The organism is Streptococcus sp. Marseille-Q5986, assembly GCF_946902915.1.
Classification (GTDB): domain Bacteria; phylum Bacillota; class Bacilli; order Lactobacillales; family Streptococcaceae; genus Streptococcus.
Genome location: NZ_CAMPPY010000010.1, coordinates 1 through 25187 on the forward strand (window position 1 = coordinate 1; position 25187 = coordinate 25187).

Below are 25187 nucleotides of genomic sequence, written 5' to 3' on the forward strand. Positions count from 1 at the left end.
GCTCACAGCTCACAGCTCACAGCTCACAGCTCACAGCTCACAGCTCACAGCTCACAGCTCACAGCTCACAGCTCACAGCTCACAGCTCACAGCTCACAGCTCACAGCTCACAGCTCACGCTGATTATATAATCAAGCGTATTTTTTGTCAAGCCCTAAAACAGGCTTTTTCACATTTTTGTGAGAAGGTCTTTTCTGTTGCTTCTCAACTCAATGAGTTGATTGTTGGAGGTGTAAAATGGCTCCTCTAGCTATTGATAGAAGTTGGCAATCTGGAAATGAAAGAGCTGACAATTTATTTTTCTGGAGAAATTTCGGTTTTGATGAAAAAGATATTTTAATCGAAAATACTGATGGTATCATTAACGGAGCTCTGTTTGAATTTAAAAATAGCATTGCTGATCTTAATGCTGTGCTTGTTCAAGCTATCCACTATCTGTCTAAATTAAGGATAAAAGGTGGTATTCCTATACCAAGCAAAATCGTTTTAGTTGATATTAATAAAAATCGTGCTAGTGTTTATGATACAACTCAATATCGTTTAGAAATTTTACAAAATTATACGAATAGTGCATCAAAAAATGTAAATCAGACCACTTTAAAAAATGCTACTAATCCTGAAAAAGTAATTGAATTTGATGTTTTTCAACCAAATAGCCCTAAAAATCGCGAATTGCGTGAATTATTTCAAATAGACGAGTATCAAAAGTTTGAAATTGATTTTCCAAACATTTTAGGGTGGGCGAACTACATATACCGTTACGATAAAACAACAACAAAATCTCAAATGTTTGAGATGCTCAAACAACCATCTAATTCAATAGTCGAAAACTATATCTTACCTTGGTGTGGAGACGAAAGTGATTTTGACACCGTGATGGACGCATTAAATGACCCTGCAAATAGAAAAGATTTAGGTGCGTTTTATACACCATTACCTTATGTTAAAGAAGCAACTAAACTTGTTCGTCAAGCTATTAGCAGTCTTCCTAAAGGTAGGGACTATGTTATTTTGGATAGATGTGCTGGTACAGGAGCATTAGAGCATTATTTAACTGAAGAAGAGTTAAGCCATGTTATCTTGAATACTTATGAAATAAAAGAATGGCTTGTTTTGTATAACAAATATATTGGGAAGGTACGGGCTATCATACCACCACTTTCAATGGTACAAGAAAACAAGGGGAACTTAGTAACAGGTGGGGATGCTTTAGCAGAAGAGTTTTTATCAATTCCAATGGAAACAGAGGGAAAACATAATACATTACAAGAAGTCATAGATGACAAAAATGTTGCGATTATTGGTTTTGAAAATCCCCCTTATTCTAGCGAATTAGCTCGTGCTCAAGAAGGAAATGTTAAATCGAGAGATAAATTTAGCTATATAAGGAAATTGATGTCCGATAAATTTGTTGGTGATAGTAACCATGCAAAAGATTTGCTAAATCAATTCGTTTGGTCTTTTGAAAAATACTTTATGAGAGATGAAAACGACTATTATATTTTATTTGCTCCTGTTAAGTATTGGAAATCAGTTGGTCTAATGCACAAAATCTTTATTGATGGTTTTCTAGCAAACAGAGGGAACTTTAAAGCACAAGAAAGTTCCGTTTTGGTAGCACTTTGGAAAAATGATCAAGATAACGAAACTGAAAGTATTACTGTAACTGCTAAAGAAATATGGAGAGATAATAAAAAATGGGGAACTGGGAAAGGAGCAGCAGTCATTGATGCACCTGAGGATGCTATCCTTAAAGATGTGAAGAATGTAAACATAAAAAAAGTTTATACTACTTTATCTAAGTTGTACTCTAAAAAGTTACCCACTGATCAAAAAGCAACAACCGTTGTTAGATATGATGGCTATGAAACTTATTTGCGTGATAATAAAAAGTTTAATCCAATATATAGTAAGGATATTTTAGCTCACCTAGAAGCCAGCGGTTTTGGTTTGACAGCACAAGATGTCCGTATGACTAGAATTTCAACTTATCATGGATATGGTAGTCAAGTTAGAACAAATAATTACGCAGAGCAAACTGCTTTGTTTGTTGCCAAGCAATACCCTCAAAAAAACTGGTATGAAAGGGATATTTACTATACAACTGCTGATAAAGGGGATTTGTATACAGAGGATACAGATTTTCTTAGAAAAGCTACATTATGGACTTGTATCTCTCAAAAAAATCATTGTTTGAGCTTTGATGGTTCTGATGGAAAGTTTTATAATAACGAAATGTGCCTAGATGAGAACTCTCTAGTTCGTAAAGAATTGGTCCAACAAGAAAAATATGGAAAACTTGATAGAGCTGACTTAATGTTGCTAGGTGTCTTCGATGAATTACTTGAATTAGCTAAAAATACTCAAGAATATAACCCAAAATACAACTATGGTACTTATCAAATTGAACTGGACATAAATACATCATACAAAGATGGTAATGATAAAAAGATATTCAACAATGAAAAAGTTAATACTAAACTAAAAGAACTTAAAACAAGGTTAGCTGATTACTATGAGAATGAGCTTGAAAGTAAATTATTTGAGTATGAACTGTTGAAATAGTGAGAAGACGATTTCCAAACTGAAATCGTCTTTTTCGATATTGTCGAAACACTACATGTTATTGTTGGTGTAAACAGATATATATAGTTCTCTAAATTTATTTTACTTATTTCACTGCTTGAGGCCTGCGCAGGTAACCATAAACCACACCACTTACGATTGCTCCTACCAAGACTGAGGCAAGGTAAAGAAGGGCATTTGAAGTAAGGGCGATTACGAAGATTCCTCCGTGTGGCGCCATGAGTTTGATACCAGTAAGACCAACGAGGCCACCTGCTACTGCTGAACCAAGGATGAAGCTTGGGATAGCACGAGCTGGGTCGGCTGCACCAAACGGAATAGCTCCCTCAGTGATAAATGACAAGCCCATGATGATGTTTGTCAAACCAGAGTTGCGTTCTTCTTTGGTAAATGTATCTTTGAAAAGAAGAGTTGCAACAAAGATGGCAAGTGGCGGAACCATTCCTCCAGCCATAACTGCTGCCATGGCTACAGAACCACCTGAAGAAACAGTCGCTGCAAGCGTACCTGTACCAAAGACATAAGCTGCTTTATTGACTGGTCCACCCATATCGACAGCCATCATTCCTCCAAGAACGATACCAAGAAGGACAGCTGAACCGCCTCCAAGACCACCTAGGAAGTCATTCATAGCAGTGTTGATTGCCGCCATTGGAATGTTGACAGCCAGCATAACAAATCCAGTCAAGATTGTTCCAAGAAGTGGCAATAGCAGGATTGATTTAGCACCTTCAAGTGAACGAGGAACTTTAACGTATTTCTTGATAGCAAGAACCAAGGCACCTGCGATAAATCCACCAACAAGGGCACCTAGGAAACCAGATGGGACACCTGCAAGAGTTGAAGTTGCTTCACCACCTGCTGCATAAGGAATTTTACCAAAGGCAAAACCTTCTTTGGCAATAGCACCAGCCACGAAACCTGCAACCAAACCTGGTTTTTCAGCGATAGAGTAGGCAACATAACCTGCAAAGACTGGAAGCATCAAACCAAAGGCTGCACCACCGATTTTCATGAACATAGAAGCTAGTTCATGGTAGGAACCAAGACTGCCAAGGTTTTCATTCGGAACACCCAAAGCACCGTCAATCAAGAAGGCAAGGGCAATCATGATCCCACCACCGATAACGAATGGCAACATTTGAGATACACCACTCATCAAGTGTTTGTAGAAGGCACCACCAAGGCTTTGTTTCTCATTAGATGCTGTTGCAGTTTTTGCTCCATTAGCAGCACGGTAGATTTCAGCATCTCCTGAAAGAGCCATGTTAATCAATTCTTCCGTCTTACGGATACCGTCTGCAACTGGACGATTGATCAATGGTTTGCCATCGAAACGATCCATTTCAACGGCCTTGTCTGCTGCGATAATAACAACTTTAGCCTTACGGATATCTTCTGCAGTTAGTTGGTTTCCAACACCGCTAGCACCATTGGTTTCAACCTTGATGCCGACACCCATTTCAGCAGCTACTTTTTGAAGGGCTTCTTGAGCCATGTATGTATGAGCAATACCTGTCGTACAAGCTGTAACAGCTACGATAAAGTTGCCAGATTCATTTGCAGGTACTGGGACAGGCTCCTCAGTTTTTTCTGAAGCTTGGTCAAAAAGTTCGATAACTTGGTCAGATGATCTTACTTGACGAAGTTTGTCAGCAAAACCGTCTTTCATCAAGAATTGGGACAATTCTGCCAAGGCTGTTAAGTGAGTATCATTGGCACCTTCTGGAACCGCAATCATGAAGAAGAGGTCTGTTGGTTGTCCATCCAAGCTCTCGTAGTCAACACCCTTGTTTGACTTAGCAAAGAGAACTGTTGCTTCTTTGACAGCAGAGTTTTTGCTGTGAGGCATAGCGATTCCGTCACCCAAACCAGTAGAAGTGAGAGCTTCACGCGCTAAGATTCCTTCTTTAAAGGTTTCAAAATCCGTCACATAACCGTGTTCTACCAAGCTATGAATCATCTCTTCGATAGCTGCTGTTTTTTCAGTCGCCTGCAAATCCAGCAACATGACATCTTTTCTCAATAGGTCTTGAATTTTCATCGTTTTTCTACCTCAACTTTTTCATAAGTTTCTTTTATAAATGCTGCAGTTGCCAAGTCATCAGAGAATGTCGTTGCTGTTCCACAAGCAACTCCCCATTTGAAGGCTTCTACTGCATCTTTTAATTTGACAAATTCACCTGTAAATCCAGCGACCATAGAGTCACCAGCTCCGACAGAATTTTTGACTGTTCCCTTGATTGGTTTTGCGAAGTAAGCTCCCTCAGATGTGACAAGAAGGGCACCGTCCCCAGCCATAGAGATAATGACATTTTGAGCACCTTTGGCCAGTAACTGATGAGCATAGTTCTCGATTTCATCTAAACTTTCGAGTTTCACTCCAAAGATAGCTCCAAGCTCGTGATTGTTTGGTTTAACCAATAGTGGCTGGTAGTCCAAACTATCAATCAAGGTCTGTCCTTCAAAGTCACAAACCACTTGCGCACCCGTCTGGCGTGTCAAGGCAATTAGATCCTTGTAGATAACATTACCTAGATTCTTAGCACTTGAACCTGCAAACACCACCGTATCATCTGCTGTTAGACTAGATAAAATAGCTTTCAATTCTTCTAGCTGAGCTGGGTTGACAGTTGGACCCCTTCCGTTGATTTCTGTTTCTTGGTCTGCTTTGATTTTGACATTGATACGAGTATCTTCTGCTACTTGGACAAAACGTGTCTCGATTTCTTCATCAGCCAAAGTATCTGTGATAAATTTACCAGTAAAGCCACCGATAAATCCCGTCGCTGTATTTGGTATATCCAAACGTTTCAAGACACGGCTGACATTGATCCCTTTCCCACCAGCAAACTTATCATCACTGTCCATACGATTGACATTACCAACTTGGACTTGGTCCAAACGAACGATATAGTCAATGGATGGATTGAGTGTGACTGTATAAATCATACTTCTATTACCTCCGTTTTTTCCTTAATGGCCTGCAAGAGCTCATGCCCTTGACTTGTGATAACAATAGCTCGTTTGAGTGGAGCTACCTTAGCAAAGCAAGTTTGTCCAATCTTAGACGAATCCACCAAGACATATGTCTGTTTGGCATTCTCTAAAATAGCACGCTTCACAGCCCCCTCCTCCATATCAGGAGTCGTATAATAGCCATCATCCACACCATTCATTCCGATAAAGGCACGGTCAAAGTGCAATTGATTGATTTGGTTAAGAGCAACGCCCCCGATGCTAGCATCTGTCGCCATCTTGACACTTCCTCCAACCATGACAGTTGGAATCTGCTTTTCAACCAACTGAGCAGCATGGTGAATCGAGTTGGTTACTACAGTAATATTCTTATTGACCAATTCATGAATCAAAAAGGCTGTAGTTGTTCCAGCATCGATAAAGATGACATCTTTTTCTTTAATGAGAGAGGCTGCTTTCTGAGCTAACAACTTCTTCTCTTGAAGGTTTTTGATAGATTTTTCTTGAATGGTTTCTTCTTCCTGCAAAGAGTGGGGTAATTCTGCTCCTCCATGCACACGGCGAAGCTTGTTTTCCGTCTCCAACTCATCTAAATCTCTTCGTACTGTTGATTCTGATGTTTCTAATAGACTGACTAATTTTTCTAGGGAGACTACATGGTGTTGATTTAACGCCTCTAAAATCAGTTGTTTCCGCTCTGTTTTTAACATCGAATCACCTCCTGTTATCGTTTACACTATTCATTCTATCACACTTCCTTTCAAAGTCAAGCATTTTTTATCATTTTCTATCAAATTCTATCATTTTTTCTTATTTCAGAATTTTTATTGCAAGATAAGGGTCTTTATGGTAGACTATTTGAGTAAGTATTGGAAGATTACTCAAGGGGCTTAAGAGGCCGTGTTGGAAACGCGGTAGGCGTGTAACAGCGTGCGTGGGTTCGAATCCCATGTCTTCCGTAGAAAAACAAAAACTGCATTTCGGTGCAGTTTTTTTATCGCAAACATTTAAAAATCAAATAATACAAACACTATATGATTTCATAAAACAAAAGGATATAGATTTCTAGAATACGACAGACCTTCTTCAAAAAGAGAGTCTGTATTTGACTCCTTTTTCTGCAAGAATACCAAAGATAAAAATAAAAAACGTTGATTTAACAACGTTTTTCCAAGGTTAGTGAAAGAATAATGGAGCCGGTGGGAGTCGAACCCACGTCCAAACACCTGCCAACATATTTGTCTACAACCATAGGTTATGTATTAGTTTAACAGTCCCTCGACACATAACTCAAGCCCAGAAACTGCGAGTCTATCAATCTCTTATCAAGCCGTCAGACAAAACTTGATCGTATCTCGCTAATAATAAGACCTGTCATTGAACACGAGCAATCCAAATCGGGTCACGCCTGCTGGTTTTTAGGCAGCTAGAGCGTAAGAAGTGTTATTTTTTGCAGTTATATTTAACTGAGCGTTTACGTCGCCACACGAGTCGCAAAATATGCCTCATAATGCCTGTCGAATCCGTAACGACCCCAAAAGACAATAAAACCATTATACCTTATCTAACTCAAAAATGCAAAATCAAGCCACCTCTTTAGAAAAGATACTCTTTTAAGGCTTCTGACAAGGCTTGATAACCGGCTACACTTAGATGGAGACCATCTGTTGTATAGGTTGATTGAAGCTGCCCTTTTGAATCTATCAAACTATCATAAACAGGCACAAAAGCTACCTGCATATAGGCGGATGTTAGAGCCTCATAGGCTTGATTCCATTCTCTAATCTTTTCATTGGTTCGGATATAAACAGTCTGCTTGTATTTCTCTCCCTCATTGACTGGCAGAATGGAAAGGAGCTTTATTTGTGACAACGGATAATCTCGGGCAATTGATTGGATCACTCGCTCAAGATTATCCAAGGCTTCATTCACAGGGACATCTTTTCCGATATCATTTGTCCCAATCAATAGGACAATTTGATCCACAGCATCACCATAAAGATGTGCATCCAAATTCTCTAATAACAGTCTCGTCTGGTAGCCTCGGATGCCACGATTGACAATCGTCTTTGCAGTCCCAAACAACTCTTGCAATGGGTAGTATTCTACAATCGAATCGCCGATAAAAATTACATCTGGCTCTAGGGCAGAAACTTGATTCAATTCACGATACTTGGTTTGAAACTTTTCCTGCTCTTTTAGGAGCCAATTTTCTAATAACTGTACCGCCACCTTATCCCTCTTTCTCTAACCAATTTTCTAGGACTTGATAAACACCCGCCTGGCTGTTGGCTGGCGCTAAATCAGTCGCAACGGCCTTGACCTCATCAGCTGCGTTTTCCATAGCATAGGCCATTCCAGCCAGTTCTAGCATTTCGACATCATTTTCACTGTCACCAAAAGCCATGACTTGTTCCGATTGCAAATTCCAGCGTTTGAGTAATTCTTCCAATCCCCAAGCCTTGTGAACTCCAGCCTGTAGGATATCAATACAACCATAACCACTGGAAACAGCTCTCACATGCCCATCAAAGAGATTATTGATTTCCCGCAAAACAGAACTAGAACGTTCTTCACCGACGACCATACTCATCTTTAGCACCCCACCAAAGAGATCCGAGCTAAGCTCTTCAACAAAGTTTGTATGCCGATAGAGTTTTTCAATCATCTCAGGAGTCATAAATTTATCAAGTTCTGTAAAAACAGTTCCTTTCTTGACAAAACTCCCATTCATACTAGTGACAACAAATTGATCTCGACACTCTCTCCCTTTAAAATAAACTAAAGCCTTGTCAACCATAGCATCATCCCAGGTCTGTACTTGAATCAGTTTATTATTTTCAAAAATACGCGCCCCATTGGCAACGACTAGGACAACTCTACTCACCAAATGTTCTAGCAATTGTCTCATACGATGAACTTCATTCCCCGTCGCAATGACAAAACGGATATTCTTTTGATCTAGCTGATCTAAAATCTTTTCCAAACGTGGAAGATCCAGCTGACCTCTAGCATCCAGCAAGGTTCCATCCATATCTGTCGCAATTACCTTAATCGTCATTTCATTTCCTCTGGATTCAAACTAATCCCACTTCAATCCCACATGTTCATTCATTTCTTTATAGGCCGTGTCAATTCGTTCCCTAGTCGCCTCATCCAACTTGTTACGGTAACTGCCTCCCTCAATGAAGTCCTCTAGGATATAGGTCTGATAGAGGAAGAGCGGATAGCCTTCTGGAGAATAAGTTCCCTTAGGAGTTCGATTGACCCAAGTAGGATGTGCTTTAGCAGTTTCAATCCTTGTCTTGCCATCTTTTTTCTTAATGGTCACATCCATGAGAACACCGCGCTCCGTCCACTTAGCATTTTCCTCGTCTTGCATGGTTTCAATGCGCTGGTTTGATAGGAAATTTCCCATGGAGTAGATGATCAGTTTTTTGTCACCATCTTTTTCAACTGTTTCAGCAGGTTCAACAACGTGAGGATGTCCTCCAAAGATAATATCGGCTCCCCAGTCAATCATCTTGTGGTACAGTATTTTCTGTTCTTCCGTTGGTTCTAGCCGGTACTCAATTCCCATCTGAGGCATGATGACAGTAATATCCGCCTCCTTCTCAGCACGCTCGATTTCTGCCTTCATCTTATCTTCATTCAGGTCAGAAAGATAGCGATTATAGTCCTCTTGAGAGATATACTGCTCAATGCCATTAAAACCGTAAGAATAGGCTAGGAGAGCTACCTTGATACCATTGACTTCCTTGATAACTAGTGGAGCTTGGTCACGGGATTCATGTGTGTAGACTCCGATGGGTGTCATTCCAGCCTTTTCAATAGCTTCTGCTGTCGAAACCACTCCCTCTATTTGAGAATCCAAGATGTGATTATGAGCCAAATCTAAGACTTGATAGCCTGCATCTTTGATTGCATCCATGACTTCTCCAGGTGCATTAAAGAGAGGGTAACCTGCCAAGTAGTGATCCTTGTTCACCGTTCCTTCAAAGTCACCAAGCACTAAATCCGCTTGCTTGAGCCATGGTTTTACATATTCAAAATTTTCGTGGAAATCGTAGCTACCGTCTTCTTTCAGAGCTGTTCGGTAGATGGGAATATGGTAGAGAAGGTCACCATTTGCCATGATACGGGCTGTCGTTTCGTCAGACTGATTTTCCTTGGACTGACTAGACGTCCGAGCAGAATCAACTGTTTGACCACTCAGACTTGTTCCCTTATTACCTTGTACTGCTTGGACCAACAAGTTCAGCCCCATAGACAAGGAAACTGCAAGCAACAACACCGTAATAAACTGGGCATTTGTCCAAGATTTATAATTTCTAAAGAAACCAATACCACTCTTCAACAATCCAAAAATAGGACCATGAGCCCCTCTATCTTGTCGCTTTTCCATCTTTATCCCCCCTTGCTTTTACTGCAAGTCTTTTCTTTTATTATACCACAGACAAAAGGGGAATGCCGTTTATTATATTATTTTTTAGGAACTTCTATGACTTTCTTTCTCGCCTATTTTGTGTTATCATATAGAGGTAATGAAAGGAGAGAAAATGTCTGCTATAGAACGTATTACAAAAGCTGCTCATTTAATTGATATGAACGATATTATCCGTGAGGGAAATCCAACTTTACGCGCGGTTGCTGAGGAGGTCACTTTCCCACTATCTGACCAGGAAATCATCCTTGGAGAAAAGATGATGCAATTCCTCAAACATTCTCAGGATCCCGTTATGGCTGAAAAGATGGGGCTCCGCGGTGGGGTTGGATTGGCTGCCCCCCAGATCGATATCTCAAAACGTATTATCGCTGTTTTAGTGCCAAATATTGTGGAAGAAGGTGAAACCCCACAGGAACCCTACGATTTGCAAGCTATTATGTACAATCCAAAAATCGTCTCGCACTCTGTTCAGGACGCCGCTCTCGGTGAAGGAGAAGGGTGCCTATCTGTCGACCGTGTAGTTCCAGGCTATGTTGTTCGTCATGCCCGCGTCACTGTTGACTACTTTGACAAGGATGGAGAAAAACACCGCATCAAACTCAAAGGCTACAACTCCATTGTTGTTCAGCATGAAATTGACCACATCAACGGAATCATGTTTTACGATCGTATCAATGAAAAAGACCCATTTGAAGTTAAAGATGGACTCCTCATCCTCGAATAAAGAAAAATCCCGTTTCAAGACGGGGTTTTGTGTTATAATAGAGACATGAAAACAAATGATATTGTCTATGGCGTCCACGCCGTTACAGAAGCCCTCCTTGCAAATACTGGAAACAAACTCTACCTCCAAGAAGATCTCCGAGGTAAGAATGTTGAGAAAGTCAAGGAACTGGCTACAGAAAAGAAGGTGTCCATTTCTTGGAGTTCAAAAAAATCCCTCTCAGAGATGACTGAAGATGCTGTTCACCAAGGTTTTGTTCTACGAGTGTCCGAATTTGCCTATAGCGAGCTGGATCACATCCTAGCCAAAACACGCCAAGAAGAAAATCCACTTCTATTGATTCTGGATGGTCTAACTGATCCTCATAATCTAGGTTCTATCTTGCGAACTGCTGATGCGACCAATGTTTCAGGTGTCATCATTCCCAAGCACCGTGCTGTCGGAGTGACTCCTGTAGTTGCCAAAACGGCCACAGGTGCTATTGAGCACGTTCCAATTGCCCGAGTGACCAACCTCAGTCAAACTCTAGACAAACTCAAGGATGAAGGCTTCTGGACCTTTGGAACAGATATGAACGGTACTCCTTGCCACAAGTGGAATACAAAAGGGAAAATCGCCCTCATCATCGGAAATGAAGGAAAAGGCATTTCTAGCAACATCAAAAAACAGGTCGATGAAATGATTACCATTCCCATGAATGGGCATGTTCAAAGCCTCAATGCCAGTGTTGCCGCAGCCATTCTCATATACGAAGTTTTCCGAAACAGACTATAAAAAAGTTTCCAATCAAGTGATTGGAAACTTTTTTGCTTAACTATGTTCGGTGATAAACTTGTAGGCCTCTTGACCAGCGATAGCCCCATCTCCAACTGCTGTTGTCACTTGGCGAAGGTCTTTCTGGCGAACATCCCCAACCGCAAAGAGCCCGTCAACACCAGTTTTCATGTGATTGTCTGTCACAATCCAGCCTGCCTGGTCTTGGATATTCAAATCTTTTGCAAAATCACTAACAGGGTCCAAACCAACATAGATAAAGACACCTCCGAAGGCTTGCTCTGTTACTTGACCTGTTTTTACATTTTCAAATACGACAGATTCTACTCGGTTTTCACCTTTGATTTCCTTGACGACAGAGTCCCAGATAAAGTTGACTTTCTCATTTGCAAAGGCACGGTCTTGCAAAACCTTTTGGGCACGAAGTTGGTCGCGACGGTGAACAATAGTGACAGACTTGGCAAAGCGAGTCAAGAAGAGGGCTTCTTCTACCGCTGAATCTCCACCACCAACTACGAGCAAGTCTTGATCGCGGAAGAAAGCTCCATCACAGACTGCACAATAGGAAACACCACGACTGTTCAGTTTTTCTTCTCCGGGGACACCCAAGAGACGGTGTTTAGAACCAGTTGCCACGATGACAGTACGGGTTTCGTAAACTTGGTCATCAGTGATTACCTTCTTATAGTCACCTTGGTCTTCAATATTTTCAACATAGCCATAAAGATGCTCCACTCCAAGGTTTTCAAGTGGTTCAAACATCTTTTCAGCCAATTCTGGCCCACTAATATTAGCATATCCTGGGTAATTTTCAATATCAGATGTATTATTCATCTGACCACCTGGCAGACCAGCTTCAATCAAAGCCACTTTCAGATTGCTTCGAGCAGCATATAAGGCAGCTGTCATTCCCGCAGGTCCAGCACCGATAATAATCGTATCGTACATTTCGATTCCTTCTTTCTTGTTGTAACTATCTTTATTCTAACTTATTCTTGCTAGTCACGCAAGGATTATGCCTTGAAAACCAAGAGCAAACTCATGACGGCAAAGGATAACACCGGAACGGCCAAAACTCCAATCATAATCATATCATAGAGATGGGCTTGGCGAGCCTTGGCCGTCTTATCAATTCCCGACATGGCTCTCAGTCCAATCCAAATCCCTAAAAAAATCAGGACGAGGATGGTGGTCAAGATCAAACTCTCGAAATATAAAGAAAATAGTTGCAGTAGCATGATTTCTCTCATTTCTATCTTTTTTAAAGAGTAAACTCAGCTAGTCCAGCTAACTGAGTTTTCCTTTATCTATTATATCAAATATAAGTCCGTTTGTAACTAGCAAAGAATTCTTTTGTTCGTTCTTCTTTCGGATGATTGATGATGTCATCCGGTGTGCCGGACTCGATGATTTTCCCTTTATCTAAGAAGAGAAGCTTGTCTGCCACTTGGGTTACAAAAGACATGTCATGACTAACCAAAATCATGGTCTGACCTGACTTGGCAGCGTCTGCAATAGACTTTTCTACCTCACCGACCAATTCTGGGTCAAGGGCTGAAGTGGGCTCGTCCAAGAGCAAGACATCTGGTTTCATGGCAAGCGCACGCGCGAGAGCAACCCGTTGCTTTTGTCCACCTGATAAGTGGCGAGGATAATGGTTTTCACGGTCAGAGAGTCCAACCTTGGCCAACTCTTCCTTAGCGATTTTTGTTGCTTCCTCGTCCGATAATTTCTTAACGACAACCAAACCTTCCTTGACATTGTCAAGAGCTGTTCGGCGTTCAAACAAATTAAACTGTTGGAAAACCATGGACAACTTGCGACGAAGAGTTAGGATCTCTTCTTGGCTAATCTGAGAAAAATCAACTTTAAAATTGTCAATCTGAATCGTTCCACTATCTGGAGTTTCAAGGTAGTTCAAACTACGAAGAAAGGTTGATTTCCCAGCTCCAGATGAACCAATCAAGGCCACTACCTCCCCTTTTTGGATATCCAGATCCAGATGATCCAAGACAGTCTGTCCTGAAAAGGATTTGCTTAAATTCGAAATCTTAATCATTAACGAAGGTCTCCTTTCACATCTGTTTGCACTGTATCGGGTGCTGAAATAGCCATTTTTCTCTCGATGAAACGACCGAGACTTTCAATTCCGATATTGACTACCCAATAAACAAGAGCAACAGAGATAAAACGCTCAAAGTAACGATAATCGGCTCCACCCAAAATCTGAGCCTGGGCAAAGACCTCCACAACACCTGCACTAAAGGCTAGAGAAGTTCCCTTGGTCAAACCGATAAGGGAGTTAATCAAAGTCGGTGTCGCTACCACTGCTGCATTTGGAATAATCACTCGTCGATAAACTTGCGCTCGGGTCATACCCAGACTGAGTGCCGCCTCAATCTCACCAGGATTAACTGAGAGAATGGCTGCACGAATCGTTTCACTTGCATAAGCCGCCTCATTAAAAGCAAAGGCTACAATCGCAAAAAGCGCCGCTGGAATGGCATTGATATTGAAACCAGTTCCCCATTGTTGGTTGATAGCTTTCAGTGCCAAAGGAATTCCGTAGTAGGTCAACATAAGTTGGACTAGGATTGGGGTACCTTTTAAGAAACTGACGAAAAAGGCCTGCAAGGGATATAGAATCTTAACACGATTGATCTTCACAATGGCAAAAATCAGGGCAAGTAGCAAACCAAAGAGTGCACCTCCAAGCGTCAACATCAAGGTTGTAGGCAGTTGCTGGACAATCCTTGTAATTCCATCAAAGACCGAACGCAAACTAAAGAGCTTACCATCCGGAATGAGTTGCATCAAACTTTGGTACCAATCTGATGCTAAAAATGTTGTAACAGTCATAAAAACATCCTCTCCTGATAATGATTCATTCTATCATACTTCTGCTCGCAAGCAAATTATTTGCTACGGGTTGCTCAGACTTTGTCTATCTTCTAGTTTATCACACTTTAAAACAGGGAGGCTATATATTTGATAGATAAAAACTATCTCAAACCTAAGTCCTCATAGGTTTTTCTATAGCCGATTTGTTTAACAGCACCATTCTCCACCAGAATTGGACGTTTCAATAACATGCCATCACTCGCTAGAAGTTTAGCTGCTTCTTGTTTTGTCAAGCTTCCCACCTTATCTTTCAGCCCTAATTCACGGTATTTGATCCCACTGGTGTTGAAAAATTGCTTCACTTCAAAACTGGAAGTTTCCAACCAGTTCAAAATCACGTCTTCACTTGGGGTTTCTTCTACGATGTGGACAGCTTTGTAGTCCACACCGAGTTGGTTTAATTCTTGTTTTGCTTTCTTACAAGTTGAACATTTTGGGTATTCGATAAATTCTAACATCTTCTTTTCTTTCTATTTTTTATTTTCTTGAAATGCTGCACCTTCATGTTGCAAGAGCCAGGCTTTCCTTTCGACTCCCGATGCATAGCCTGTCAAGCGCTTGCCTGACCCCAGCACACGATGACAGGGAACGAGTATGGACCAAGGATTGCGCCCCACTACTCCACCAATCGCTTGAGCAGAAGCCACTTGCAGATCTTGAGCTATTTGTCCGTAAGTCACTGTTTGACCATAAGGAATGGTCTGTAAGCAAGCCCAGACTCGCTTTTCAAAATCTGTTCCAATTGGAGCCAAAGGTAAGTCAGACAGATCCTGAACACTGCCTTCGAAATAGGTATCTAAATAGGAAATAACCTGGTCTAGGACAGGATGTTTCTTAACTACTTCTATACTATCTCCGGCGATTCCCCTCTCAAAATGTTTCTGGTCCTGTATCCAAATTCCATACAGATATTGCTCGTCAGCAACTAAGGATACGGTTCCAATTGGCGATGGGTAGAGCATTTTTGCGTACTTTTTCTGCTTCATTTTTTTAATTTCTGATAGGCCAAACGTTCCCCATCAACCGGAACTTTACCAACCTGTTGGAAGCCCAGCTTTTCAAAGATATGCTGCATGGCCTTGTTTTGTGCATGCGTATCTGAACGAAAATCTAGATAATCAAAACCTTCAATCAAGCCTTCTAAGAAAGTCTGAGCAACACCTTGTCCTTGGACATCTGCTGCCACAGCGATACGGTGAAAGACCAGATATTCTGACTCTCCCCCCTGCCAATTTCCTTCATAAATGGTTTCATAGGCTGCCTCGGGGCTCTTGGTCACAGCAGCATAGGCTAGCAGTTCTCCTTCTTCCAAGGCTACATAGGCTTGGCCTGAGATGATATCATCAATAATGATGTCTGCATTTGGATAGCCATTTTGCCACTGGTCACTACCAGCATCTGCTAAACATTTTTTAGCATCCGCAATCACCCGCATAATGGGATCTACTTCATTTGGAAAAGCTAAACGAATCTCCATCTTTTCTCCTCTTTTCTGACTAGTTTCTCCCATCATAACATAATTTAAGCCTTTTCACAAGCAGTTAAAACTTGACTTTTTGTTTTCGTTATTTTATAATCTAGTTATAAAAACTAGATAAAAAGGAGTTAAAAATGAAAACTACCTTTTCCTACCCAAGATGGGAAGAAATTCCAAACATTGACCTCTATCTGGATCAGGTTTTACTTTATGTCAATCAAGTCTGTTCCCCTATCTCTCCAGATAAAGACAAGGGTCTGACCGCATCCATGGTCAACAACTATGTCAAACATGGTTACCTGACAAAGCCAGACAAGAAAAAATACCAACGAAAACAGATTGCCCGTTTGATTGCCATTACCACTCTCAAGTCTGTCTTTTCGATCCAAGAAATCGCCCAGACACTGAATAGTCTCCAAACTCAAGCAAGCTCAGACCAGCTCTACGACGCTTTTGTGGACTACATGAACCAAGGAATTGACCCAGCTAACCCTATTATCCAAAGCAGCTGCCAAACCATTAAACTCTATCATCAAACTCTAGACTTAATCCTTATCAAAGAAGAGGAGGAAATCCAATGAATACCGGTCTAAAGCTCAGTAAAAAACTCAGTTTTGGAGAGGAAATTGCTAATAGCGTGACCCATGCTGTAGGTGCCGTTATCATGCTCATCTTACTCCCCATTTCATCCACCTATAGTTATGAAGCACATGGATTTTTATCATCTTTTGGCGTTTCTATCTTTGTTATCAGTCTCTTTCTCATGTTCCTCTCGTCAACTATTTACCACTCTATGGCCTATGGTTCGACCCACAAATACGTCTTGCGAATCATCGACCATTCTATGATTTATGTCGCTATCGCAGGCTCTTATACGCCGGTCGTCTTGACTTTGATGAATAACTGGTTTGGCTATCTCATTATTGCCATTCAGTGGGGAACGACCATCTTTGGCATCCTCTATAAAATCTTTGCTAAAAAGGTCAATGAAAAATTCAGCCTTGCCCTTTACTTGATTATGGGCTGGTTGGTTCTGGCTGTCATTCCTGCCATTATCAGTCAAACAACGCCAATTTTCTGGAGCCTCATGGTAACTGGTGGGCTGTGTTATACAGTTGGAGCTGGATTTTACGCTAAGAAAAAACCTTATTTCCACATGATTTGGCATCTCTTTATCCTAGCAGCGGCTGCACTACAATACATCGCCATTGTTTATTACATGTAAAAAATCTGGGCAAAAACTAGCCCCTAAATAAAACCACACAGTGATTTCAGTCTTGAATATAAGCAAGTTAAAGGAAACACTGTGTGGTTTTTGAATAGTTGATATTTTAGAGGTAAGATTCTTGACCAATTCGGTGAAATTTATGCTCATAAAAAGGAGTACTAGATCTGTTGCGACAGCTTGTTTGCTTCTGCCATGCAGCCGAAAACATTCTTCAATCTAGCAAAAATGGGTTCAATATTGATTTTTCGTTTGACGTAGATTCGAGAACCTTTTTCATGAGCATAGCTAGATGAAAGGCAGGGCGATCAGTGTGAAAGGTCTCTTCCAGTAATACTTGACTAGGGATACTGTCCACAAAGAGGCTACTCATTCTCGCTTCGTGAGTTGTTGGAATAGCGTAGGCAAGATTTATTTCCAAACTTAACTGATTTGTATTACAATCTTTGTACATTTTCATGACTTTCTAATTGTTTGCTTGTTATTTTAATTATAAACCATGACATAAGAAAACGAGTATCTCCAACTACGGAAATGCTCGTTTTTTTGATAGTTAGAAGTGAGTTTCTGCCTAGTCTCAGGTTGTAACTTTTCATCACCCCACTACAGTTGACAGTAAGCTTCACGACGTTATTATCTTAGATATCATCTTCTTTACGACGATATCCTACAAAAGCAAGCCCCAAAACGGCACTTGCGGCCGCTGCAATCATCAGTGTAGACGAATCGGCGGTACCTGTACTTGGTAATGCTTTCTCTTTGTCTGACAAGGCGGCCTCTACAATAGCTTTCGCCTTGTCTTTGCCTACTGGATTAATCGCTTCTATTTTCGTTTTACCTTCAGTAGCTTTGGCATCTACTTCCGCTTGGTCGCTAGCTCCATCAATAGCTTTCTTAGCTTGGTCTGCTGCTTTCTTAGCTTCTGCTTTGGCGGCTGTTTTTTCTGCTTCTGAAAGTTTAGCGTTCGCGTCGAGTGCTTTGACTTTGTCTGACAAGGCACTTTCTACAATAGCTTTCGCCTTGTCTTTGCCTACTGGGTTAATCGCTTCTATTTTCGTCTTACCTTCAGTAGCTTTGCGATCTACTTCTGCTTGGTCGCTAGCTTTATCAATAGCTTCCTTAGCTTGGTCTGCTGCTTTCTTAGCTTCTGCTTTGGCAGCTGTTTTTTCTGCTTCTGAAAGTTTAGCGTTCCCATCGAGTGCTTTCTCTTTTTCTGACAAGGCGCTGTCTACAATAGCTTTGGCCTTGGCTTTGCCTACTGGGTTAATCGCTTCTATTTTCGTCTTACCTTCAGTAGCTTTGCGATCTACTTCTGCTTGGTCGCTAGCTCCATCAATAGCTTCCTTAGCTTGGTCTGCGACTTTCTTAGCTTCTGCTTTGGCGGCTGTTTTTTCTGCTTCTGAAAGTTTAGCGTTCCCATCGAGTGCTTTCTCTTTGTCTGACAAGGCGCTTTCTACGATAGCTTTGGCCTTGACTTTGCCTACTGGGTTAATCGCTTCGATTGCCGCTTTACCTTCAGTAGCTTTGCGATCTACTTCTGCTTGGTCGCTAGCTCCATCAATAGCTTCCTTAGCTTGGTCTGTGACTTTCTTAGCTTCTGCTTTGGCGGCTGTTTTTTCTGCTTCTGAAAGTTTAGCGTTCCCATCGAGTGCTTTCTCTTTTTCTGACAAGGCGCTGTCTACAATAGCTTTGGCCTTGGCTTTGCCTACTGGGTTAATCGCTTCGATTGCCGCTTTACCTTCAGTAGCTTTGCGATCTACTTCTGCTTGGTCGCTAGCTCCATCAATAGCTTCCTTAGCTTGGTCTGCGACTTTCTTAGCTTCTGCTTTGGCGGCTGTTTTTTCTGCTTCTGAAAGTTTAGCGTTCGCGTCGAGTGCTTTGACTTTGTCTGACAAGGCGCTTTCTACGATAGCTTTGGCCTTGTCTTTGCCTACCGGGTTAATCGCTTCTATTTTCGTTTTACCTTCAGTAGCTTTGGTATCTACTTCTGCTTGGTCGCTAGCTTTATCAATAGCTTCCTTAGCTTGGTCTGCTGCTTTCTTAGCTTCTGCTTTGGCGGCTGTTTTTTCTGCTTCTGAAAGTTTAGCGTTCGCGTCGAGTGCTTTCTCTTTGTCTGACAAGGCGCTTTCTACGATAGCTTTGGCCTTGTCTTTAATTTTTGTCTCCTCATTCAAAGTTTTATGTTTTTCAACCACAGCTTCTGCTAATTTTTTGTAATTTTCTGTTGTACTGGCTTCAGAATTTAGTCCAACAGTGATAGCTTGTAGCTTTTCTTCATATTCCATTTTAGTTTCAGCAGTTGACCATTTGGTATCATTTGGTTTTTGTTCTGTTAGTTTCGTATATACTTTAGTTAATAAATCTTTAGCTACTTTTTTTGTATCCTGAGTAATACTAAATCCTGATCCAGTAATTGGAAGAGCGTAATGATCCCAATTTATTTGATAGCCCATACCCAAACGGTCATTATCACCTGCACTAATTCGAACGGTGTATTCCGTATAGCCTGCAGGAATATCAATTACTTTACTTGTAAATGTCCCTGCTGTACCATTTGGTTTATTTTTAGTTTCCGCTAATTTCTTATTTAACTCATCTCTATTTGTAGCTCCTCTCTTAGTAGAAAAGGTCCCAGTGTTTCCATCTTTTGCAGCTACTACTGTCATATTGTCATCAGCTACATCTTTTGAAGGATCAAAAGTAGCAGTATAAAGCACATCTGGAGTCGTGCTTCCCATTTTTTTACCAAATACTTCAACCTTATATTTGGCTTTAAATCCATCAATATCTCCTGTATATCCTGTCTTAAATCTAATTGTTGTGCTAGAACCTACTGAAGAGGAAAAGGTTTTAAAAGTCTTTTCAATTCCATTAAAACCTTTTAACCCCTTGGCTATAGTTTTACCTTCACCATTTTCCTGGTAAGGTTTGCCATCAAATGTTTCTTCTTGCCTATTTTTCTCAGTTCTTACTTTTGATAAAAGCAACACATATTCATTATCGCGATTAAAAACAGATTCTTGAGTCCATGTTACATTATCTATTAAATTCTTCCCTTTTACGGTATTAACAGTTTCAATAGGAAATACCCCGTCTGCTGTTTTTCTTGCAACAGTGAACTTTCCTTTTTGGTTATCAGCTATCACAGCATTCCAACCGCCAAACTCATTAAGTTCTTTTACTTCACCCTTATTTATATTTTGGGTAGCACCAACTTCATCTATTGCAGGAAGTTTTTTCTCATTATCTACTGTGCTTGGCAACTCCTTCAATTTAGTAGCTAAATCATCTGCACTTGCGCTATCGCTTGGTGCAGTGTATGTTGGATTTTCCATATCTTGAGCTTCTTGCGGTAAAGCTCGACGATTTCGCCTATGTAGCAAAGTTTCCTCTGACTTCCCTTTTATATTGGATACAGAAGGCGTATCAGTAGTTTTACCATGTTTGCCTATAGTTCCGCTTTCAGTATCCTGCTCATCCACTACCTGAAGAGAAGTACCTCCCCTAGTCTCATCTGTCTGATTATTTATCTGTTCTTTCTCTTCTTCAATTTGCTTACTTGTATCTGGAGTTGGTACAGAAGTGGATGGTGTTTCTGCCGCCGCTACTGCTCCATTCCCCACAAACATAAAGAAGGCTGCTACAGCTATCGAAGCTGCACCAAAGCTAACCTTGCGAATAGAAAATCGTAGTTGTCGTTCACGATCGTGTTTACCTTTGTAAAACATCTAATTTCCTCCAAAATAATTATTCTTTCATATCCTAATATACACTTTTATTCTAATAATTCAATAGATACTTATCTAAACTTACTATTCTACCATAAATATTATACATAAACACGTATATATATATATATATTGCTGTAAATATTATATTTTATGTAGCAAATGATGTATTATCAGAAATATTACGATTTTATAACATTTTTGCTTTACTACTCTAAAAAGGTTAGGAAATTTGGCTCCATAATATTTGTAGGAATTCAATTCATTTTATATTTTCAAAGAGCCATAAAATTTTTCTTGTCTCTTGACTATTACAAAAGAGAGAATCAATCTGATTCTCTCTCGAACTTAGTTATATCTCACTCATTACAGTGGACATTAAGTCGTTATTTTGGGCGACTTTCTATTTTTTTACTATCCACTATACGGGGAGTATATCTGTCAGTTTTCTCTCCATGCAAGCTTTTCGGACTCTTTGTCGTTAACAAAAATACAAAAATCATCCTCAAAAACTTTAATGTAGCTCACAAATTGGAGAGAAGGGCAAGAACTATTTTTTCTTACTACGATACAATATGCCTGCAAAAACTGCAGTAATCATACCAAGTATTGACAAATAAGTTCCTGTTGCTTCTCCTGTGTTTGGCAACTTATCTTGCTTATCTTTATCAGCGCTTTGGTCTGTAACCGTAAGCTTGTTGCCTTCTGCTACAGCTGTGTTTCCATTTGCATCAGTTACTGTCACTTGACCAGTTTCATCTACACTAAAGTGAATATCTGTTACTGCTAGATAACCGCCTGGAGCTACCTCTTCGTGGAAGATATAGCGACCTGGTTTTAGTTTCAATGTATGTGTCTTACCGGCTTCTGATACCCAGCTTGCCACGACAGTGTCGCCTTGCTTGATGTGGATTTCCGCACCTGCAATTTCTTCTCCGCCTACATTGATTTTACTAAAGCGAACTTCTTGTGCTCCTGGCTCTGATGGCTCTTCTGGACTTGGTGGGGTTACTGGTTTGGTTTGGTCTGTAACCGTAAGCTTGTTGCCTTCCGCTACAGCTGTATTTCCATTTACATCAGTTACTGTCACTTGACCAGTTTCATCTACACTAAAGTGAATATCTGTTACTGCTAGATAGCCACCTGGGGCTACCTCTTCATGGAAGGTATAGTGACCTGGTTTTAGTTTCAATGTATGTGTCTTACCGGCTTCTGATACCCAGCTTGCCACGACAGTGTCGCCTTGCTTGATGTGGATTTCCGCACCTGCAATTTCTTCTCCGCCTACATTGACTTTACTAAAGCGAACTTCTTGTGCTCCTGGCTCCTTCATCGCTCAAACCGCCATTATGGTGAATGACAATGGTATCGATAGTTAAACGATTGTTATCGCTATTCATGATTTCTTCGTCGACATCAGTGATAAGACCTGAAAATAAATCACCATTTATTCGTTTTGTTTTAACCTTGATCACCTCCTAGTTCTCTTCCTTTAGGTGTTGAAACATTGAAATCTGCACTCTTTCCATTTCTAAAAAACCATCTACTAGCTACTCAACCACATCCGTACTGGTTAGGTCGTAAGCTTGTTTAACAGTCTCCGTCTGGACTGAGTTTTCTTTCAAATGCACCGAGACAAACTCAAGTTTCAAGGAAGTCCCTGTCTTTTAAGCACAAAAACCAAACCAGACCTTGAGTTGTTTTACTCTGTGAATTTCATTTTTTCATACTGCTTTCCAGTCGGGCTATTCTTTCCCTGACTATAGGCTAGCTGTTACCCCCCGATTTTTCTTGCATTGGAGTTGCGCCGTTCTCTACCATTAAGAATGCTCTCCTGACTCGTCATCTATGCTAGACGCTCAAGAGCAAAAACTTCACTCTTTTGTCATGTATCAAGTTTCGTAGGAGCTTCCGCAGGCACACCCGCTTCTTTAGACTGGATGCCTTCCCACTTGATTATTTCGTCAGAGATGATTCCTTCACAGATCTTGACAAAGAGGGCAAAAGGCTTGTTTTTACCTGCGTATTTCTCAGTCAGACACTGGTAGAGGAACTTTTCTCGTTCTAAAAGTTGCGCTGTCTTCTGATAGGATATCCAGTGCTCCTTGCTATTATAAATACCAAGCAATCCCTCACAAAGCAACCCCATGCTTGAAAGCGCAACAGAGACAAGGCGATAGTGATCTCCCGGCATGGGAATGGCACAGAAAATCGCAATCAAAAAACCGGAAACAATCTCAGCAATTTTCAAGACCTTGTAGCGTCTGCGATGCTGGGAACTCTTCCCCTGAAAGTAGGTGATTTGCTTTTCCAATCGCTCTGTCATGTAGACTTCTTCTGGTGTCATATAGAACCCCTCTCTGTTTTGCTTATCACTATTATAGTAACAAATAATAGAAAATAAATCAACTTGTAGATTGTAAGATTACATAAATGAAAGAAGGCATGCAAGTTCTTACCGTTTCAGAAAAAATAAATTAACATTACACTATACGAATTATGTTGATACCATCGCCACCAAGTCTTCACCTGACTAACATTTGTGATACCGAGGGTCTCCATGATGACCTTGGTTGATTGACCCGCCTTCTTCATTTCGATGCAGGCTAACTTCGTTTCTACTGAATAGGCTTTTTTGACCATAACAAAACACTCCTGTTTCTAGTTTACCAGATTTCAACAGGAGTGTTTTTCTTGTGTCTCATTTTATGGGGGCAGTGCCTAGCTCATAGTTTTTCCTCGGGTTCTGTTTGTGTGGTTACTTACAGTTTACACCAATGAAAGGCTATGAGTTTTTTGTTGCACTATTATTTTACAATTTATCATGTAAAAAAGTTGAGAAACTCATTCTCAACTTTTTTCTTTACACATCTTGATAAAGTATTGATGCAAACGAACATCATCAGTCAATTCCGGATGAAAAGAAGTGACCAACATATGTTGTTCTTGGGCTGCAACGATTTGGTCATCTACGGTTGCTAGGACTTCCACACCCTCTCCAAGGCTACTGATAATCGGACCGCGAATAAAGGTCATCGGAATCTGACCGACTCCCTTACATTCTGCTTCTGTATAAAAACTTTCCAGTTGGCGTCCATAGGCATTGCGCACAACCACTATATCCATGGTTCCAAGATGACTTTCTTCCTGAGAAGTGATTTCCTTAGCCAGCAAAATTAAGCCTGCACAGGTTCCAAACACTGGTAAACCAGATAGAATGGCTTCTCGGATAGGAAGCAACATATCCTGGTCTCGTAAGAGCTTGCCCATGGTTGTAGACTCACCACCAGGCAAAATCAAACCGGATAAGTCACTCTGATGTTTTTGAAAATCATCTAGGTTTCTGATTTCGAAACTAGGAACACCTAATTGTTCTAGCACTTTTGCATGTTCTGCAAAGGCACCTTGCAAGGCTAATATTCCTATTTTCATCTATTTTCCTCGCTCAGCCATGAGGATTTGGATTTCATTTTCATTGATACCAACCATGGCTTCTCCTAGATTTTCAGAGATTTGAGCCAGAATTTGAGGATTTTGGTAGTTGGTTACAGCTTTGACAATGGCACTTGCTCGTTTAACAGGATCTCCAGACTTGAAAATACCTGAACCAACAAAAACCCCCTCTGCCCCTAATTGCATCATCAGCGCTGCATCTGCTGGCGTTGCAACGCCTCCAGCAGCGAAATTTACAACTGGTAACTTCCCATGTTCATGGACGTATTGAACCAATTCTACAGGGACTTGCAAGTCCTTGGCAGCTACATATAGCTCGTCCTCACGTAGATTTTGAATACGGCGGATTTCTTGATTCATCATACGCATATGACGAACAGCCTGGACGATATCTCCTGTACCTGGTTCTCCTTTGGTACGAATCATAGAAGCACCTTCAGCGATACGACGCAAGGCTTCACCCAAGTCCTTGGCACCACAGACAAAGGGAACTTGAAATTCTTTCTTATCCACATGGAAACGGTCGTCAGCTGGAGATAAAACTTCACTCTCATCGATATAGTCAATCTCAATAGCCTCTAAAATCTGAGCTTCAACAAAATGCCCGATTCTGACCTTTGCCATCACCGGAATACTGACCGCTTCTTGGATTTCCTTAATCATCTTTGGATCACTCATGCGAGAAACTCCGCCAGCTGCACGAATATCAGCTGGAATCCGCTCCAAGGCCATAACAGCTGCTGCACCAGCTGCCTCTGCAATACGAGCCTGTTCAGGGTTCTGAACATCCATGATAACACCGCCCTTGAGCATCTGTGCCAAGTTTTTATTTAGTTCATAACGATTTTCAGTCATTTCTTTTTCCTTATCATTTGTATTTGTAGCTACCTTTT

At 40.9% G+C, this 25187-nt stretch carries 24 protein-coding genes, 1 tRNA gene, 1 other RNA gene and 3 pseudogenes; 7 read left to right on the forward strand and 22 right to left on the reverse strand.

What is annotated here, in order from left to right; genetic code table 11:
- Positions 1–250 (forward strand): annotated as a pseudogene (locus tag OVN21_RS09910) (hypothetical protein); the annotation flags it as partial.
- A complete protein-coding gene (locus OVN21_RS09915) occupies positions 238–2565 on the forward strand; it encodes a hypothetical protein (protein ID WP_267248286.1) in 2328 nt (775 codons plus the stop codon). The pseudogene OVN21_RS09910 and the gene OVN21_RS09915, both read left to right, overlap by 13 nt.
- A gap of 106 nt (positions 2566–2671) precedes the next feature.
- Here the strand turns inward: OVN21_RS09915 and OVN21_RS09920 are convergent, their stop codons facing one another.
- Genes OVN21_RS09920 through OVN21_RS09930 form a run of 3 tightly spaced genes read right to left on the reverse strand, consistent with a single transcriptional unit; the run spans position 2672 to position 6275 of the window.
- Entirely contained in the window at positions 2672–4630 is a 1959-nt protein-coding gene (locus OVN21_RS09920; protein WP_267248287.1) for a PTS fructose transporter subunit IIABC, read from the reverse strand.
- The gene (gene pfkB, locus OVN21_RS09925; RefSeq protein WP_267248288.1) at positions 4627–5538 is read right to left on the reverse strand and encodes a 1-phosphofructokinase; all 912 of its coding nucleotides are present in this window, start codon (positions 5536–5538) and stop codon (positions 4627–4629) included. Before pfkB ends, OVN21_RS09920 begins: the two co-directional genes overlap by 4 nt.
- Positions 5535–6275 carry a DeoR/GlpR family DNA-binding transcription regulator gene (locus tag OVN21_RS09930; RefSeq protein ID WP_267248289.1) on the reverse strand — a complete coding sequence of 247 codons (741 nt, stop codon included), beginning with the start codon at positions 6273–6275 and terminating at the stop codon, positions 5535–5537. The genes pfkB and OVN21_RS09930 overlap by 4 nt, the downstream gene beginning before the upstream one ends.
- Before the next feature lie 161 nt (positions 6276–6436).
- Between OVN21_RS09930 and OVN21_RS09935 the strand changes: the two genes are divergently transcribed.
- Positions 6437–6524 (forward strand) — tRNA-Ser (locus tag OVN21_RS09935).
- Between the two features lie 229 nt (positions 6525–6753).
- On the opposite strand, the gene ssrA is transcribed toward OVN21_RS09935, so the two are convergent.
- From ssrA to OVN21_RS09955, 4 genes are all read right to left on the reverse strand, one after another.
- Positions 6754–7101, reverse strand: a transfer-messenger RNA (tmRNA) gene (gene ssrA, locus OVN21_RS09940).
- A gap of 60 nt (positions 7102–7161) precedes the next feature.
- Entirely contained in the window at positions 7162–7797 is a 636-nt protein-coding gene (locus tag OVN21_RS09945; RefSeq protein WP_267248290.1) for an SGNH/GDSL hydrolase family protein, read from the reverse strand.
- 1 nt (position 7798) lies between these two features.
- Positions 7799–8626, reverse strand: a complete 828-nt coding sequence (locus tag OVN21_RS09950) for a Cof-type HAD-IIB family hydrolase (RefSeq protein WP_267248291.1) — start codon at positions 8624–8626, stop codon at positions 7799–7801.
- 21 nt (positions 8627–8647) lie between these two features.
- Positions 8648–9970, reverse strand: coding sequence for a CapA family protein (locus tag OVN21_RS09955; RefSeq protein ID WP_267248292.1), 1323 nt, complete (start codon positions 9968–9970; stop codon positions 8648–8650).
- A 154-nt stretch (positions 9971–10124) separates the two neighbouring features.
- Between OVN21_RS09955 and def the strand changes: the two genes are divergently transcribed.
- Both def and rlmB read left to right on the forward strand, forming a co-directional pair.
- Positions 10125–10736 (forward strand): peptide deformylase, encoded by a 612-nt coding sequence (gene def, locus OVN21_RS09960; RefSeq protein ID WP_267248293.1) that lies wholly within the window; start codon positions 10125–10127, stop codon positions 10734–10736.
- 45 nt (positions 10737–10781) lie between these two features.
- Positions 10782–11510 carry a 23S rRNA (guanosine(2251)-2'-O)-methyltransferase RlmB gene (rlmB, locus tag OVN21_RS09965; RefSeq protein WP_267248294.1) on the forward strand — a complete coding sequence of 243 codons (729 nt, stop codon included), beginning with the start codon at positions 10782–10784 and terminating at the stop codon, positions 11508–11510.
- 36 nt (positions 11511–11546) lie between these two features.
- Here rlmB and trxB read toward each other — a convergent pair whose 3' ends face one another.
- From trxB to OVN21_RS10000, 7 genes are all read right to left on the reverse strand, one after another.
- A complete protein-coding gene (gene trxB, locus OVN21_RS09970) occupies positions 11547–12458 on the reverse strand; it encodes a thioredoxin-disulfide reductase (RefSeq protein WP_267248295.1) in 912 nt (303 codons plus the stop codon).
- Positions 12459–12523: 65 nt separating this feature from the next.
- A complete protein-coding gene (locus tag OVN21_RS09975) occupies positions 12524–12748 on the reverse strand; it encodes a DUF4059 family protein (protein ID WP_267248296.1) in 225 nt (74 codons plus the stop codon).
- 77 nt (positions 12749–12825) lie between these two features.
- Positions 12826–13569 carry an amino acid ABC transporter ATP-binding protein gene (locus tag OVN21_RS09980; protein ID WP_267248297.1) on the reverse strand — a complete coding sequence of 248 codons (744 nt, stop codon included), beginning with the start codon at positions 13567–13569 and terminating at the stop codon, positions 12826–12828.
- A complete protein-coding gene (locus OVN21_RS09985) occupies positions 13569–14369 on the reverse strand; it encodes an amino acid ABC transporter permease (RefSeq protein ID WP_267248298.1) in 801 nt (266 codons plus the stop codon). Before OVN21_RS09985 ends, OVN21_RS09980 begins: the two co-directional genes overlap by 1 nt.
- Positions 14370–14512: 143 nt before the next feature.
- Positions 14513–14869, reverse strand: a complete 357-nt coding sequence (locus OVN21_RS09990) for an arsenate reductase family protein (protein WP_267248299.1) — start codon at positions 14867–14869, stop codon at positions 14513–14515.
- Positions 14870–14881: 12 nt separating this feature from the next.
- Entirely contained in the window at positions 14882–15397 is a 516-nt protein-coding gene (locus tag OVN21_RS09995; protein WP_267248300.1) for a methylated-DNA--[protein]-cysteine S-methyltransferase, read from the reverse strand.
- Positions 15394–15888: a GNAT family N-acetyltransferase gene (locus OVN21_RS10000; protein ID WP_267248301.1), complete on the reverse strand. Its 495-nt coding sequence runs from the start codon at positions 15886–15888 to the stop codon at positions 15394–15396. Before OVN21_RS10000 ends, OVN21_RS09995 begins: the two co-directional genes overlap by 4 nt.
- A gap of 134 nt (positions 15889–16022) precedes the next feature.
- On the opposite strand from OVN21_RS10000, the gene OVN21_RS10005 reads away from it, so the two are divergent.
- Complete coding sequence (locus tag OVN21_RS10005; RefSeq protein ID WP_267248302.1) at positions 16023–16469, forward strand: DUF1836 domain-containing protein; 447 nt, start codon at positions 16023–16025, stop codon at positions 16467–16469.
- Positions 16466–17113: a PAQR family membrane homeostasis protein TrhA gene (gene trhA / locus OVN21_RS10010; RefSeq protein WP_267248303.1), complete on the forward strand. Its 648-nt coding sequence runs from the start codon at positions 16466–16468 to the stop codon at positions 17111–17113. Before OVN21_RS10005 ends, trhA begins: the two co-directional genes overlap by 4 nt.
- A gap of 265 nt (positions 17114–17378) precedes the next feature.
- Here trhA and OVN21_RS10020 read toward each other — a convergent pair.
- From OVN21_RS10020 to pdxS, 8 genes and pseudogenes are all read right to left on the reverse strand, one after another.
- Positions 17379–17567: pseudogene (locus OVN21_RS10020) on the reverse strand (IS5/IS1182 family transposase); the annotation flags it as partial.
- 184 nt (positions 17568–17751) lie between these two features.
- Positions 17752–20841: a DUF1542 domain-containing protein gene (locus OVN21_RS10025; RefSeq protein ID WP_267248305.1), complete on the reverse strand. Its 3090-nt coding sequence runs from the start codon at positions 20839–20841 to the stop codon at positions 17752–17754.
- Between the two features lie 550 nt (positions 20842–21391).
- Positions 21392–22174: a SpaA isopeptide-forming pilin-related protein gene (locus OVN21_RS10030; protein WP_267248306.1), complete on the reverse strand. Its 783-nt coding sequence runs from the start codon at positions 22172–22174 to the stop codon at positions 21392–21394.
- On the reverse strand, positions 22140–22316 hold the full coding sequence (locus tag OVN21_RS10035; RefSeq protein WP_267248307.1) for a hypothetical protein: 177 nt from the start codon (positions 22314–22316) through the stop codon (positions 22140–22142). The genes OVN21_RS10030 and OVN21_RS10035 overlap by 35 nt, the downstream gene beginning before the upstream one ends.
- 410 nt (positions 22317–22726) lie before the next feature.
- A complete protein-coding gene (locus OVN21_RS10040) occupies positions 22727–23188 on the reverse strand; it encodes a DUF4231 domain-containing protein (RefSeq protein WP_267248308.1) in 462 nt (153 codons plus the stop codon).
- 152 nt (positions 23189–23340) lie between these two features.
- Positions 23341–23484 (reverse strand): annotated as a pseudogene (locus OVN21_RS10045) (helix-turn-helix domain-containing protein); the annotation flags it as partial.
- Positions 23485–23691: 207 nt separating this feature from the next.
- Positions 23692–24273, reverse strand: coding sequence for a pyridoxal 5'-phosphate synthase glutaminase subunit PdxT (gene pdxT, locus OVN21_RS10050; protein WP_267248309.1), 582 nt, complete (start codon positions 24271–24273; stop codon positions 23692–23694).
- Positions 24274–25149, reverse strand: coding sequence for a pyridoxal 5'-phosphate synthase lyase subunit PdxS (gene pdxS / locus OVN21_RS10055; RefSeq protein ID WP_267248310.1), 876 nt, complete (start codon positions 25147–25149; stop codon positions 24274–24276).
- Between the last annotated feature and the right edge of the window lie 38 nt (positions 25150–25187).

Coding starts and splice junctions, on each gene's coding strand:
- OVN21_RS09915 (WP_267248286.1), top strand. CDS start 238: ATGGCTCCTCTAGCTATTGATAGAAGTTGGCAATCTGGAAATGAAAGA.
- OVN21_RS09920 (WP_267248287.1), bottom strand. CDS start 4,630: ATGAAAATTCAAGACCTATTGAGAAAAGATGTCATGTTGCTGGATTTG.
- pfkB (WP_267248288.1), bottom strand. CDS start 5,538: ATGATTTATACAGTCACACTCAATCCATCCATTGACTATATCGTTCGT.
- OVN21_RS09930 (WP_267248289.1), bottom strand. CDS start 6,275: ATGTTAAAAACAGAGCGGAAACAACTGATTTTAGAGGCGTTAAATCAA.
- OVN21_RS09950 (WP_267248291.1), bottom strand. CDS start 8,626: ATGACGATTAAGGTAATTGCGACAGATATGGATGGAACCTTGCTGGAT.
- OVN21_RS09955 (WP_267248292.1), bottom strand. CDS start 9,970: ATGGAAAAGCGACAAGATAGAGGGGCTCATGGTCCTATTTTTGGATTG.
- def (WP_267248293.1), top strand. CDS start 10,125: ATGTCTGCTATAGAACGTATTACAAAAGCTGCTCATTTAATTGATATG.
- rlmB (WP_267248294.1), top strand. CDS start 10,782: ATGAAAACAAATGATATTGTCTATGGCGTCCACGCCGTTACAGAAGCC.
- trxB (WP_267248295.1), bottom strand. CDS start 12,458: ATGTACGATACGATTATTATCGGTGCTGGACCTGCGGGAATGACAGCT.
- OVN21_RS09975 (WP_267248296.1), bottom strand. CDS start 12,748: ATGCTACTGCAACTATTTTCTTTATATTTCGAGAGTTTGATCTTGACC.
- OVN21_RS09980 (WP_267248297.1), bottom strand. CDS start 13,569: ATGATTAAGATTTCGAATTTAAGCAAATCCTTTTCAGGACAGACTGTC.
- OVN21_RS09985 (WP_267248298.1), bottom strand. CDS start 14,369: ATGACTGTTACAACATTTTTAGCATCAGATTGGTACCAAAGTTTGATG.
- OVN21_RS09990 (WP_267248299.1), bottom strand. CDS start 14,869: ATGTTAGAATTTATCGAATACCCAAAATGTTCAACTTGTAAGAAAGCA.
- OVN21_RS09995 (WP_267248300.1), bottom strand. CDS start 15,397: ATGAAGCAGAAAAAGTACGCAAAAATGCTCTACCCATCGCCAATTGGA.
- OVN21_RS10000 (WP_267248301.1), bottom strand. CDS start 15,888: ATGGAGATTCGTTTAGCTTTTCCAAATGAAGTAGATCCCATTATGCGG.
- OVN21_RS10005 (WP_267248302.1), top strand. CDS start 16,023: ATGAAAACTACCTTTTCCTACCCAAGATGGGAAGAAATTCCAAACATT.
- trhA (WP_267248303.1), top strand. CDS start 16,466: ATGAATACCGGTCTAAAGCTCAGTAAAAAACTCAGTTTTGGAGAGGAA.
- OVN21_RS10025 (WP_267248305.1), bottom strand. CDS start 20,841: ATGTTTTACAAAGGTAAACACGATCGTGAACGACAACTACGATTTTCT.
- OVN21_RS10030 (WP_267248306.1), bottom strand. CDS start 22,174: ATGAAGGAGCCAGGAGCACAAGAAGTTCGCTTTAGTAAAGTCAATGTA.
- OVN21_RS10040 (WP_267248308.1), bottom strand. CDS start 23,188: ATGACACCAGAAGAAGTCTACATGACAGAGCGATTGGAAAAGCAAATC.
- pdxT (WP_267248309.1), bottom strand. CDS start 24,273: ATGAAAATAGGAATATTAGCCTTGCAAGGTGCCTTTGCAGAACATGCA.
- pdxS (WP_267248310.1), bottom strand. CDS start 25,149: ATGACTGAAAATCGTTATGAACTAAATAAAAACTTGGCACAGATGCTC.